14 protein-coding genes, 2 tRNA genes and 1 pseudogene are annotated in these 13452 nt (G+C 32.0%); 6 read left to right on the top strand and 11 right to left on the bottom strand.

Annotated elements, in window-relative coordinates:
* Positions 1-13 precede the first annotated feature (13 nt).
* Complete coding sequence (locus HMPREF2953_RS03820) at positions 14-565, bottom strand: GNAT family N-acetyltransferase (protein ID WP_070671896.1); 552 nt, start codon at positions 563-565, stop codon at positions 14-16.
* A 143-nt stretch (positions 566-708) separates the two neighbouring features.
* Here HMPREF2953_RS03820 and HMPREF2953_RS03815 point away from each other — a divergent pair.
* Both HMPREF2953_RS03815 and HMPREF2953_RS11630 read left to right on the top strand, forming a co-directional pair.
* Positions 709-921, top strand: a pseudogene (locus HMPREF2953_RS03815) (TM2 domain-containing protein).
* Positions 922-1010: 89 nt separating this feature from the next.
* The gene (locus HMPREF2953_RS11630) at positions 1011-1109 is read left to right on the top strand and encodes an SAR1012 family small protein (RefSeq protein WP_017175792.1); all 99 of its coding nucleotides are present in this window, start codon (positions 1011-1013) and stop codon (positions 1107-1109) included.
* A gap of 67 nt (positions 1110-1176) precedes the next feature.
* Here HMPREF2953_RS11630 and HMPREF2953_RS03810 read toward each other — a convergent pair whose 3' ends face one another.
* A complete protein-coding gene (locus HMPREF2953_RS03810; protein WP_002488353.1) occupies positions 1177-1395 on the bottom strand; it encodes an IDEAL domain-containing protein in 219 nt (72 codons plus the stop codon).
* A gap of 207 nt (positions 1396-1602) precedes the next feature.
* Between HMPREF2953_RS03810 and HMPREF2953_RS03805 the strand changes: the two genes are divergently transcribed.
* The 3 genes from HMPREF2953_RS03805 to HMPREF2953_RS03795 all read left to right on the top strand — a co-directional run bounded on the left by HMPREF2953_RS03805 (position 1603) and on the right by HMPREF2953_RS03795 (position 2498).
* Positions 1603-2187: a competence protein ComK gene (locus HMPREF2953_RS03805; protein ID WP_002448199.1), complete on the top strand. Its 585-nt coding sequence runs from the start codon at positions 1603-1605 to the stop codon at positions 2185-2187.
* 144 nt (positions 2188-2331) lie between these two features.
* A tRNA-Asn gene (locus HMPREF2953_RS03800) sits at positions 2332-2406 on the top strand.
* Between the two features lie 3 nt (positions 2407-2409).
* Positions 2410-2498, top strand: a tRNA-Ser gene (locus tag HMPREF2953_RS03795).
* A 457-nt stretch (positions 2499-2955) separates the two neighbouring features.
* On the opposite strand, the gene HMPREF2953_RS03790 is transcribed toward HMPREF2953_RS03795, so the two are convergent.
* From HMPREF2953_RS03790 to HMPREF2953_RS11790, 9 genes are all read right to left on the bottom strand, one after another.
* The gene (locus HMPREF2953_RS03790) at positions 2956-3453 is read right to left on the bottom strand and encodes a hypothetical protein (RefSeq protein ID WP_070671894.1); all 498 of its coding nucleotides are present in this window, start codon (positions 3451-3453) and stop codon (positions 2956-2958) included.
* A 293-nt stretch (positions 3454-3746) separates the two neighbouring features.
* Positions 3747-5198, bottom strand: coding sequence for an N-acetylmuramoyl-L-alanine amidase (locus tag HMPREF2953_RS03785; RefSeq protein WP_070671892.1), 1452 nt, complete (start codon positions 5196-5198; stop codon positions 3747-3749).
* A 10-nt stretch (positions 5199-5208) separates the two neighbouring features.
* Positions 5209-5502 (bottom strand): phage holin, encoded by a 294-nt coding sequence (locus tag HMPREF2953_RS03780; protein ID WP_070671890.1) that lies wholly within the window; start codon positions 5500-5502, stop codon positions 5209-5211.
* 136 nt (positions 5503-5638) lie between these two features.
* Positions 5639-5941: a DUF2951 family protein gene (locus tag HMPREF2953_RS03775; RefSeq protein ID WP_070671888.1), complete on the bottom strand. Its 303-nt coding sequence runs from the start codon at positions 5939-5941 to the stop codon at positions 5639-5641.
* A gap of 53 nt (positions 5942-5994) precedes the next feature.
* On the bottom strand, positions 5995-6267 hold the full coding sequence (locus HMPREF2953_RS03770) for a hypothetical protein (RefSeq protein WP_070671885.1): 273 nt from the start codon (positions 6265-6267) through the stop codon (positions 5995-5997).
* A 4-nt stretch (positions 6268-6271) separates the two neighbouring features.
* Positions 6272-8242 carry a phage tail protein gene (locus tag HMPREF2953_RS03765; protein ID WP_070671883.1) on the bottom strand — a complete coding sequence of 657 codons (1971 nt, stop codon included), beginning with the start codon at positions 8240-8242 and terminating at the stop codon, positions 6272-6274.
* 54 nt (positions 8243-8296) lie between these two features.
* Positions 8297-10804, bottom strand: coding sequence for a sialidase family protein (locus HMPREF2953_RS03760; RefSeq protein ID WP_070671881.1), 2508 nt, complete (start codon positions 10802-10804; stop codon positions 8297-8299).
* A 12-nt stretch (positions 10805-10816) separates the two neighbouring features.
* The gene (locus HMPREF2953_RS03755; protein ID WP_070671879.1) at positions 10817-11662 is read right to left on the bottom strand and encodes a phage tail family protein; all 846 of its coding nucleotides are present in this window, start codon (positions 11660-11662) and stop codon (positions 10817-10819) included.
* Between the two features lie 3 nt (positions 11663-11665).
* Complete coding sequence (locus tag HMPREF2953_RS11790; RefSeq protein ID WP_371090989.1) at positions 11666-12907, bottom strand: peptidoglycan DD-metalloendopeptidase family protein; 1242 nt, start codon at positions 12905-12907, stop codon at positions 11666-11668.
* A gap of 40 nt (positions 12908-12947) precedes the next feature.
* Between HMPREF2953_RS11790 and HMPREF2953_RS11785 the strand changes: the two genes are divergently transcribed.
* Positions 12948-13157: a hypothetical protein gene (locus HMPREF2953_RS11785; protein ID WP_371090988.1), complete on the top strand. Its 210-nt coding sequence runs from the start codon at positions 12948-12950 to the stop codon at positions 13155-13157.
* The last annotated feature ends 295 nt before the right edge of the window (positions 13158-13452 follow it).

Below are 13452 nucleotides of genomic sequence, written 5' to 3'. Positions count from 1 at the left end.
AGTTTTTTTATTATTATATATATATCATATGTAGATAATCATGGCCATATAAATTAATATCTTCAACCCATTTGAAACCTAGTTGTTTATAAAGTTTAAGTGCTTTCTCATTATTATAATCACAATTTAAACTCCATTTTTTATTAGAACTTGTGGTGATCAAATGTTCCAACAATTGTGTCGCAATACCTTGTCCTCTATAATCAGGCGATGTGACCACTGCTTCAATATACCACTCATCATTTTTAGCTTCTTTTATAGGTAAAGGTGTTCCAACTAATCTGATATCTTCTTCAAGAGGCAGTTGGTTCCATTGTTCTTCGTACTCCATTTCTTTTGAACCCTCATAAGCGATAATACAACCGGCCACTTCATTATTCTTTTCATATACCCATATATTTTTATAATAGGTACGATAATGTACATTAACTATACTAAGTTCAAGCAAATTGATCATACGTTTTTTAGAAATTTCCTTTACAATGTCAAGTTCCATATCTTTCCATATTAAATAATAAAGTTTTGCAATTTGCTTATTATCACTCGGTGTCGCTTTTCTAATCATATTTATCCCTCCATCTACATCATACTCATTTTCTTACAAGAAATTAAATATTATAGTAAGTATAAACTGGTTCTTTTATAAGTGACGTTCTTGATTTTAGTCATAAATTACTTACAATATGAAAATAAGGAGGCATCTATAATATGAGAGTAAACAAAACATTGTATGTATTATGTGCATTGTTCTTAGGTGGTGTTGGGATTCACAAGTTCTATGCGGATAAAGTTGGATAAGGCGTATTACATTTGGTCTTTTTTTGGACACTTATTCCAACAATTATTTCGATTATTCATGGCATGATCATTATCTTCACTACTACAGCTGATAATAATGGATATATTTTTATACCCAGATAAAAAACAATCAAAAGTATTTAAACTTTCTTCTTTAAATTAAAGAAAATGGGGTATAAATTAATAATAGTTTTAAAAAGGAGAATGTGACTATGAAAAACTTTATTAAACGTATTGTGAGAACAATTATTACAGGATATGTATTAAAATGGATTAAAAATAAAATAGAAGGAAATTCAAAAAGAAAATAATTTAAAAAGGTCTATTCACTTTATTTTAGAGAATAGACCTTTTTATAATGACTCATTGGAACCGGATTTACTCATTGAGAAATGCCTCCAAATGTTTTAATTCAGTAGTATATTGATTAAAATCATCTTCATTTCTATTAACCAAGGCTTCATCAATTAATGTTACAAGTTGTTTCTTTCTTTCTAAACGTAAAGCTTCGTCAATCACAAGTTCTACACCTAAATCATTCACCGTCGTTACAAATTCTTCTAGTGTGGTATGTTTAACATTTGTATTATAATACATAAGATTCACTACCTTTCTATTAATTTAAAAATAGTATACAAGCTTTTTATTTTGAAATCAATGAATATTCAGACTTTTCTAAATAAAATAGTGTAATTTTATTTTTAAATAACAACTTGACAACATATACTTTTTTTATATAATAATTTTATATTATTAATCACTCTTCGTGTTTAATAATAAATAATTAAATAAGGAGCTGATCTTATGACTCAGTTCAATAAACCACCTAATACGATTTATGTCATACGTAAAGGTGATATGGTGATTAGACCTACATTTGACAATCATCAACAACCGAACGGCTCAGAAATCCTCAAATTCGATACCTCACGAGAAATAAGCCCTTTTAAAACTCAAAAAATTATTGAACGATCATGTAGATTTTATGGCAATAACTACTTAAGCAAGAAAGCTGAAACTCAACGCATCGCTGGAATAACTAGTAAACCTCCCATCCTTCTCACACCATTGTTTCCAACTTACTTTTTCCCAACACATTCAGACCGTTTAGAAGAAAATATATGGATTAATATGCATTATATTTCTGATATTAAGCCATTAAAGAACAGAAAGAGTAAAATTATCTTTGCAAACCAAGAAGCACTAACATTAAATGTATCTTTTCATAGTTTATGGCATCAATATTCTAATTCTATTTTCTATTACTATATGATTGATAAACAAGCAAGAATGAAGTCTAATAATCCAGATATGCCAATCGATTATGAAAAAACATCTTTAAATATTTTTGAGGCCCTTTCACACTATTCTTTATTAGAAGATAAATAGGTGTATGTTTATTTTTAAAATATACGGAACGATTATATTAATTTAGTGTAAATGTTCCGTATATTTTTTAAAGATTATCTCTTGCAAATTTTAATATTACTGATATAATTGTATTTGTGTTGATTAAAGAACATGTTATATTATTCCGCAGTAGCTCAGTGGTAGAGCTATCGGCTGTTAACCGATCGGTCGTAGGTTCGAATCCTACCTGCGGAGCCATATGGAAACGTACTCAAGTTGGCTGAAGAGGCGCCCCTGCTAAGGGTGTAGGTCGCGAGAGCGGCGCGAGGGTTCGAATCCCTCCGTTTCCGTCTGTTATACTTAAATAGGTTATAATACCTTTAAAAACCCCGTTATTACGGGGTTTTCTTTTTATACTTTTAAATAGTTTTTATATTAAGCCGACAACGTGGTCGACAACTTGTTCATTTATACTAAAAGTTGTCGGTTATGTTGTCGACTTTTTCTCTGTATACTTTACTGCTCTAAGGTTTACCTATAACGATCACCTATTAGTTTTTAAACAATATTTAAACCCTATCAATGAATAAATTGATAGGGTTATTATCTGAGTAAATGCATTTTGTACATTGTGATATGTATGAAAATGGCTTAATTATCGTATTTTTTAAAATAAACTTTGGAACTAAATAGTATGAATTAGAATATTTTTGTCACGCAATTGACACTTTTTTACAAATTAAAAAGATCTAATTAAATTAATAATTTATTATAGAAACAAGATTTTTATATTATATAATATTATCACTAATTTTTATTAGGCTTTATAAAATGAATCAATACTAATATTAAAGAAATAATAATTAAGATACAGAAAATTACGATAAAAACCCAAGTTGAAGGCATTGGCGCGATTTTCATAATATATAAGCATAAAGATCCACCCATAAATATATCTGTAAATAATTCAGTAATTAGTCTCATTTTTTTATGTTCTTTTTTCTTTTCAAATAAATCTTCATCAAAATCGTAAGGAACATATAAAAAGAATCTATATAGTGATTTACTAGCAGTTCCAAAAACTAAAGTAATTAAGGTTGCTACTCCACTTTTTAAAAAATTACCTTCGTTACCAATCACTTTATATCCTTCCTTAATTGGAATAACTTTCGTTATACTTTCAGGTGTTTTAGCAGAAAGAGAAATTACTAAGGAAATTAAAATTATTATTAAAACTACTAGATATAAAAAACTAATCCATTTTACTATTGAATCTGATTTTTCATCTTCTTTTGAATTATCCATATTTTCACCTCCTATTATAGTAGTTAACAATATAATAATACTGATATTTTATATTGTATATACAGAACATAATAGAGAACATACAAAAAGACCGCACCTGTTAAGGTACGGTTTGAACGATTTACTCATTTAAAACACAAATAATAAAACTAAAATTATCATAAACTTTGATATTAAAGAAGCCTTATAGGTTTATTATAACATAAAAAAAGAGGGACAAACACTAAACTTGTCCCTCCATAAAACATAATGAAATTTGTAAACGTATAGGATATTATCCCGAGTTGATTATATCACACTCTACTGAACTTACCATAAGAACTTATACGTTTACCATTTTTATCAATCTCTCCTGTGGCAATATAGCGACGTTTTAAATCATCGTTTAGATAAGTGATCCAACGATAGCCATTTACTGCAAATGCACCATCATAGATAATTTCCTCTCCATTAGGTAATGTACCTGTGATTTCTGCTTTATCTGAATATATTGTCCTTACATTATTTCCTTTAATCGTTGTTACTGTGTAGCGACCTTTTTCTTTCTTATAAGGTACACCTTTATTATTTAGTTTATATCCACTAGGGATAGTTTTAGGTACATTCAATTTCTTGTTAGATGATTTCTTCTTACTAGCAACGACACCACCAATAGGAGAGCCATGAATAGCGCCTGCAATCAACTTAGCATACTTGTCGCTATTTTTCTTTATCCAGTCCATATCTTCTTTATTAGTGATAAAACCTAACTCTGCTAAACGATAGTTCATGTTGATTTCTGCCGATACGTTAGCGTGGAGTAAATCACTTCGTTTAGTGATGCCTCTGATTTGTCCTAAATTCTCTTTAATGACTTCTTGTATATCTTTGTCGATACTATCTGCATTGAATGCACTTGAGATGATAACATGGCCACCACTCGCACTAGCTCCTGCTGCATCTAAATGAAATTCAACGATAAGGTCATAATTTTGTTTATTTACCCAATACATACCATAATCACGCTTATTACCTACACGGACACCGTAAGCTGTATCTTGATACATATCTTGTGATTGCTTACTACCACCATATAATGCAACTTCATGGCCTGTTTTGCGTAGGTAGTTAGCGATTTTAGGCGTTAGATGCTTACGAATAAAGTCACGCTCATTTGTGCCATTACCAACTGCACCCGGATCATTATAACCATGACCAGCTACAATCATAATTTTCTTACGTTTAATCTCTCCACTCACTTTTTTAGAAGTAAGTTTTCGTTTCGCTTTCTTAACGACACTAACATTTTTAGGGAAGTTAAAACGTATGAAGTACATAGGGTTATCGTAATAGTGCCAACGACGTGACACTGTTTCAGGACCCCATCCAGGTTTAACGACACCATCTGTCCAACCATTCCCAAACCAATTTTGCTCGAGTACCTCAAACTGTGTAAGTGTGGCTCTAGTTACAACTGCAGTATGTCCATATCCACCGCCATATTTATCAGGGAAACAAACGATATCACCTTTTTGAGGTAAGAAACTATCATAGTTTTTAATGATCGTAGCGTACTTTTCAATTTTAGCCTTGTTGTCAAAAGGAATGTTAGATGCTTTAAGTCCACCTATCCATTCTCCTGTCACAACATAGAAATACATTTTCGAGTAATCGTAACATTGGAAACCATAATAACCATCTGCATTGTATTGTCTACCTTCTGAGTTATCTAACCATTTCTCAGCTTGCTTTCTTGTCATTAACATACGCTAACACCTACCCTAATTCATCTAAATCTGATGGTTTGATATATTCTTTGGTTGGTGCTTGTCCTGTTGCTTGACGATACTTTTTCTCAGCTTTGTATTTTTTAAGTTTTTTATTCGCCCATTGTCCTTCTTTACTTGTTGGGTTATCTTTCCACGCTGTGTACAAGCCAATACCAGCTAATACAATCGTACTGATCGTTTCTTCATCTATCGGAATAGGACTAAGTCCTCTATTTGCTAAAAATTGATTGACGATTGCCATAATTAATACAATATATCTTGCTATTACTTTTGTTTCCATTTCTTTCCACTCCTTATTCAAAATAAAAAGCCGACACATAAGTGCCGACTTACAACATTTTTATTTACAATTTCCAAACCAGAAACAAGACCAAAAATCAGCTTTTGCAAATAGTTTAAACATATTGATCACCTCCTTATATGCCGAATATCATTCTGATAACAGCGAAAATAATAGAACCTGCCACTGAAAAAACCATACCTAACATTAAACGTTTCATCTCTTTGATGTTTTTACGATTTTCTTTTTTACTTTCTTTATCAATTTCGCGCTCTCGATTAATACTATCTAAGGTAAAGTTCATTTTCTGATTGATTAGTTCTTGATTATGTTGTCCATCTTTTATTTGTTCCAAAGATGCGAAGATTCTCTCATCATTATCTTCAAGCCTTTTTATTCTTGTTTCATAATCTCCACAACTTCGGTTACTATTCTCCATGTCCTCACGTCCTTTACACAAATTTAAAAGCCATAACCTTCACTGGCTATGGCTTACTCAATATCAAATATAACTGGTTGTGTGTTTCTTTCTATTTCTTCTAACGGACTTTCTTTTAATTCGTTTAATTCTTCTACAGATAATAACGTTTCTCCGTCCTTTAAGTTTAATTTTTCACCATCAAAATAGACTTTATCTGATTGACGAGCAATTCTTTCAGTTGTCGGTAAGACTTTGTCAAAATCTTCTGTAGGCACAATATCTGAACCTGCTTGAACAATATGGTATTTATCATCTATATATTTTAAAAATAATAACCAGTTCATTTAATCATCCTCTCATGTGTATTCTTGTGCTTCTTATAGTGACTTTATCTTTAGACGTCCCACTAGCACGTCTGAATTTTAAATAACAGTTTAAAGGTTCATAGGTAGGTACGCCTAAATCTATTTGAATAGTACCTTGCACTTCCGACCCATCATTTTTAGCAATTACTGCTGTTTTTGCAGTTCTATTCTTGCTATTCATACCAAATTCTTCCACTTCGAACTCTATAACACCTTCTTTTGTGCTATTTTCAAAGTCCCACCCCATAGCGTAAGAAACTTGCAAATAACGTGCTTTATGTTGTGAATAAAAATATTCAAAATATTGGAATTCATTTTCAGATGTTAAATAAACTCTATTGTTATAATCTACTTTACTATAATTCAATCTATTTTTTTGAATTTCTAAATCCATTCTAGGTACACCATTAACCATATATAAAGCACCATCTGGACGCGTAATGGTTAATCCAGTAGGACTTAATACAGTTCGAGATAAACTATCTGGATCAATAGAAACTAGTTCATTACCGATAATTGACATGTATCCGTTAGGTCCTATCACATTAACATTTTCAGTCCATATTGAGCCTGCAGTAATTGCATCTGCAATTATCCCTTCTGCAGTAATCGCTGTTCTTGCAGTATTTCCTGCATCAATTGAAAGCATTAAGCCACTACTATTTAATGTCATTTGATTGTTAGGATTATTCTTTTCTACTGCATGAATACCGTTACTATCAAACGCTAATTCACTTGAAGTGTTCAATATTTTCTTAACCATTGATTGACTAATTACATCAAGTGCATCAAATTTTAGTTTTTTACGCCCTTCAATTAAGTCTTGAATGTCTTTTGCAGCAGTCGATAAATTACTACTATAATTATCTGCTAAATTAGCTGATCCAAATGTAATTTCAACGTTTGTGACGTACCCCTCGTTATTAATCTCTCTATCAATCTTAACTACTCGTATTTCGGTATCTAGTCCAATACGCTCATCTACTAAAAATACTCTGTCACCTAATTCAGCATGTTGGAAACGATAACCATGTCTACTCATGTCATAAATATCAGCAGTAAATGAAATATTCACACTACTTTCAACAGCTTCTTTTAATTTTTTATCCATCGTTTCTTGTTTAGTAATATTTGCGTTCATAATAGGTGGACCTTCACGTATGCCTATAATTGCTGCAAGTGGCGATGTGTATTCACGTTTTAATTTCGCTTTCTTAGTCACATCTTCTTCATTATCATTTTCGATAACTTTAACATCTGTTTTCCGATAACCTGAAGAAGTTTCAGAATTGGTGGTTTCGGTAGTAGTTTCTTCTTCGCCATCTTCTTCTCTATAATCACCATACCCTCTCATATACGTGTACATTTCAGAAGCATCTACTTCTTTTTCAATATCTTGTGTATTAACTTTGTGACGATACTCAAAGTTAGCATCACTACCTATTTGATTGTAGAGATAAACTACTTTATCAACAATTTTCATTTCATAACCATAACGATCAATAAACGTTTTAAATATTTCTAATTTAGTTTCACCTTCGCCAATACCTTCAAAACGCTCACTATAAGCAGTATCAACGGTTATATATGTGTAGGGTGTATCATTGAATACAATATCAAAGGCTTCTTTAGTCGTAAGACTTGCGTCAATACGTTCATACACTCTATGTGTATTTAGATAATCAAGAATATAAAGAACAGCTGTAACACTAATAGTATATTTATTTCCTAAGCCTTGTTGTTTACTGGAAATAATACGATATTCTTTATTCTCAAATAGGATAATCCACATCTTTAAATCATTTTGTTGATCCATAAAGATTGAGTTCATTTCTGTATATGGAATATCCATATCAACACGCTCATCACCGTTTAATTCTTGTTCATGTTTAATCGTGCCTTCTAAATAATATTCTTCACCTTCTAAATCCCGAATAAAGAATAAATTTTCCAATATTCCACCACCTTAAAATAAAAAGCCGATACTAATGTATCGACTTAATATAAATTATTCCCATACTGGTGCTTTTGCACGCAATAAACGATATTTTCCAGTATTTTTATTTTTAACACTAACTAAAACATAATCATTAGCTGTATTACCGATACAACCCGAAATGTCAGTTGCAATATAATCATTAAAATCATCTGTAAAGTCGTAAAGCAGTTGTGCGCCTTTTATTCCTTTAAATCCAACGATTAATGGTCCCATTTTTCCATCAACGATATCATCACGATTTGCTACAAAATAACAAACTTCATCTTTTTCAGCAAAACGTCTAAATGGTAAAGCATAAACTAATGTACGCATAGTATCTCTTTCTGTTAAATAAAAAGGCTCTATTGTATCTGGCTTAGTTTCATCCCAGAAATATACACCGTCTGGTGCTCTATCTGAACCAAAGAATACGCCCTCAGGATAAGACGTAATTCCTGTATATTGCATTACGCCTTTACCAGTTAAACCTTTAATAAGATTCCAACTCTTAGCCATATCGTCACTATAGTATGTTGCTGTATTATCTTGATCGCCTACACATACCCAAATTCTATCTCTATAACGATCGTAATGGCACGTATGAACGTGTGCATCAGTAGTATAAGCAGGTGCGCCTTCTACTGTTTCTGATGCTTCTTTTTGATCAAAAATTGTTTCCCATGTTTCTCCATAGTCAGTAGACATATAGACATATCTAGCACCTGTTAGATAATGACCACCATAATCACTGGCTAAAACAATATTATAGTAATTATCTAAACACCATGGGTTATTAAAGTTAGCATCTAAGTTGTGCATTTCTAATTTTTCAGTATAAGTTGCATTTTCAGGGTTTTTCGCCGAATAATTAGAAGATTTATATAACTTAGATTTAATATTATTAGTTTTATCTCTTGAAGTTGTTACAATTAATTCTCCATCATCTAATACGCGAATACCTTGTACCATTTGACCATTAATAACTCCACCAACATCAATCCAAGTTTTCCCATCATCAGTGGATTGACTCACTCTAGCGCCATTAGATGCATAGATTACTGTACCTTCTCTGTTCATTGCTAATGGTTTGATATTAGTTTTATCATCTATTAAATTCCACATTAATTTATTAGGGTAAGGTTTTAAATAATTTTTTCCTTCTTCTGAATGTTTTTCTTTAATTACAAAATAAGGCTCTAAACCTTTATTAATATAAATATTAGATTCTTTTCCTAATGGAAATACTAACCTAACGAATTTAGCGTTAGAAGGCGTTTTAATATTCATGTATTTTTTATCTGCATTGAAAGTAACCCAATCTGATAAACTTATAAATCCTTTTGACGAATCATAAAAGGCATATTTAACCAACTCAGACGTAGAAGTTATAGGGTTTATTCCTACTGTGTAATCCGAATCAGAAATCACTGAAATAAAATCAGTTACGGAATATTTAGTGTTTGAATTTTCACTACCTGTTGTACTTGATAATGTCAAATTAGGTTTTGTTGTTTGTACTAAATTAATAGTCTTATCTACTTTTGCTTGATTTGAGTCTAAACCTTCATTACCATCTACAAGATAATAAGGTGTAGTGCCTAAATTAAAGTATAATTCATCTTTATGTTCAGAATTAACAACTAATTTAACATAAGAAGCATTTTTAGGAGGAGTAATAACCTGTTGATTATTTTCGGCTAAGTTTAGCCAATCAGTAGCGCTGATAAAATTGTGGTCTTTATCATAATAGAAAATTTTTACGAGACCTTTAGTTCTGTCAATTATTTCTTTAACACCGATAATATATTCTTTAGAACTATCTACATAAATAAAATCTTTAGATGTCACTGTTGTATCATTTTTTCCTTCGTTACCACTGTTGCTAGATATTGTAGTGTTTTCTTTATATGAATTAAATAAATTAGTATTTTTAATATAATTCAAAATCATATCATGTAAAAAAGTAGATAACTCAGGTTCTAAAATAGAATTATCAGTAGTCGTCTTATTGTTATTTTCAAGATAATATGGTTCGTTACCTACATTAAAGTATAGTTGATCACGACTTTCATTATTAACAACAATTTTTACATATCTCGCGCTTGTAGGTGGCGTTAAGACTTTATTGTTATCATTTGCCAAATTTATCCAATCTGTAATAGAAATAAATTCTTTGTTTTCGTCATAAAAAGCTACTTTAGCTAAAGAACTCTTGTCATTTATAACTTTTTCTAAACCTATTGTATAAGAGTAATTATCATAAATCGCTATATAATTTTTTGATGTAACAGTAGTGTCATTAGCATTTTCTGTACCGTTCATATTAGACAATGTTGTATTCTCTTTATAACCTAAAAATAAATTACCTTTATCATTTAGACTTAGTATATTTTGTGCAACTTCTGTTGCGATACTTTTAATATCTTCATCTAAATTTTTAGGAATACTACTAATAGCGTTATAAAGTTCGAGAAAATTGTTATTCATATCTAAAAGGTTATCTCTATCAAATAAACTTTTAATTGTTTTTCGTGCCATTTTCTCACTCCTTTATTTAAAATAAAGTGGGAAATCAAACTGAATGTCGTCCATTGTTCCGCCACTATACTCAATCTCATTAATACCAGGAACGATGCTGATATATTTTCTATTTGTTTCTCTCAATCTATTTAGTTGATATCCTACAAACGCTTGTACGCCGTCTAAATCAACGGTATTCCCTGTTCTAGGTGCATAATATTCAAATGTTTCTCCAGTTGTTTTATTAGTGAGTTTGAAATTACCATCTGTCAATAAATGTTTTAACTTTATCTTTAAAGGCATATTACGAGGATCTAATGTGACGTTTCCACCATTCCACACGGTAAATTTATTTTCTGTAAAAGTGTATTTTGGATAATCAATATTTAGTCCATCAGCTAAGCCGAACTGTTCAGCGATTGCTTCAAACCCTTTTGTTTCTACATCTTGAGTTGTATATTTTGTACGCCAGAAAGGAAGGCCACTTATTGTAACTGGTACCTCTAGCGTTGCATACATACTGCCTAAAATACGCTCTGTTTTATAACTTGAATCTATAGTCACTTTTAGTACTCTTGTTGGTAAATTATTTCTACTTACATAGAAAAATGGCTGACTATCTAAAAATGCGTTTATTTCACTTTCTAATAGTAAATAATCATGTTCACCATGATAATGTCTTAAGAAAAAAGTTAGTGAACAATCACTACGCTCTTTATAATCAAATCCATAGTCTATTGTTCCTGGAATACCTTTAATTGTTTCTGTGTATCTTTCTTTTTCTATTGATGAAACTAAAAAATCCAGCGGTTTTACACCGACTGGAAATTTAAGTTCATTCATATTAGGGTCATAAAGCTTAAAGCCAACTGCCATTATTTATAACCTCCTTAATAAATGAGTTGCTTCATATAAAGCTTGCTCTTTATTGTTATTTCTGTTTATTTCTCGACCATCTAATTCAACTGACCAATCTTTATTGGCAATAGTATCGTTACTTTGAACTAATTTACTCATTAATCCAATAAGCATATCTAATTTTTGTTCTAATTTACTATTGTCAGATTGACTAGAACTTATTTTAGTGCTTGAGAAATTACTTGGTCGTTTGTTACGTTTGTTTTTACTGTCTATGTCTTGTGCAGCAAGTGCTAACAATTTCATTGCATCAGTACGACGATTAGGGTCAGTAGGAATTACCCACTCAGGATAACCACCTTCTGCAAGGTTATACCAACCAGCTGATTTGATTAAGCCACCTGTGGCATAACCATGACCGTGTCCGATAACACCTAACATATCTTTACCGTATTTATATTTAGCCCAATGAATACCAGCTAGCAAGTTATCTAACGGATTAAATACGTTTCCGTGACCTGGGAACTTCATTGAATTAAATGTATTTTTAGCAACTTGAACTAAACCTTTGGCTTCGTTACCGCCAGTGTTAGCGTCAACATATCCGCCTTGAACAGCTCTAGGGTTACCAGAACTTTCACTATCAATTTGTCTAGCCCATGCTCTAACATATGCGGGTGTTGTTGGTAAACCGTTCATGCGTAATGCTTTTTTGATTTGCGGCGCCCACTTAATACCAGCTTTAGGTGCGCCACCAGATTTACCACCACCGTTATGTGTTTTTAGCCAATTAGTTGGGTCTTTAGGCTGTCCGTTCCACTGCATTTCATAGTGTAAATGAAGTCCTGTTGAGCTACCTGCACCTTGTCCATCTTCTCTAGGGTCGCCACCTGAAATACCTAAGAAAGTACCAGGTTTAACTTTTTTAGTACCGTGAAAGGCTAGTTTGTGTAAGTGTCCGTATATAGATTTTACGTTTCCGTTAGTAACTTCCATGTGATTACCGAAGCCACCACTCCAACCAGTAAAGGCTTTTGCTGTACCACTCATAGTTGAATAAACTTTATCATGTTTGTAGTTGATATCTAATCCATAATGAGGTCGTGCGAATGGATAACCAGCTGCTCTTGCCGCTGCTGCTGTCGGTGCAAATCCAAAGTTAATACCTTTTGAAAGGTCGATGTAACCACCGTCGCCTGCTGAGCTTTCTTCAAACCATTCTTTGATTTTATCAACAGCTGCTTCTTTTAATTTTGAAAACATACCTTTCATAAGGTCGAATGGTAATTTCGCACCTTCTGGTATGCCAAATGAAGCCATGTTAATACCGAAACCTTCAAATACTTTTTCTAATAATTTTTTTGGCTTTTCTATCCAATCTAGTACATCACCAATTTTATCAGATAACCAATCTTTGCCTTTTTTAGCAGTGTTCAATGCACTACCAACAACTGCTTTTCCACCTTCTACAACCTTACCAGTCATAGCTTTGACGCCGTCTTTAGTTTTTTGAGCTACGTCGCCCACTAAATCGTCATCTTTTTTATGTTTTTTCGGCTTTTTGCCTCCACCTAATAAATTGCCAATAGCTGTACCTATACTGAATTTAGGTATTGTACCGCTATTAAATTGAGGTCTGTTAAGTAAACTATGCGTTTGTGCGCCATTTAAAATACGAGTTCCTTTGGCAAGTGGAATTGTTGTATCTGTAGCTGGTGTGATGAAAGCTTTACCGTTAGGTGGAATGACTGTTTCATGTCTAAAACCACCTGGACCATTGCCTGGTCCTTTATCTCCAACGGTAGCTA

The sequence above is a fragment of the Staphylococcus sp. HMSC072E01 genome (assembly GCF_001814125.1).
GTDB lineage: Bacteria > Bacillota > Bacilli > Staphylococcales > Staphylococcaceae > Staphylococcus > Staphylococcus hominis.
Note: the sequence above shows the minus strand (reverse complement) of the source record. Positions and strands in the feature narration are given on the sequence as shown.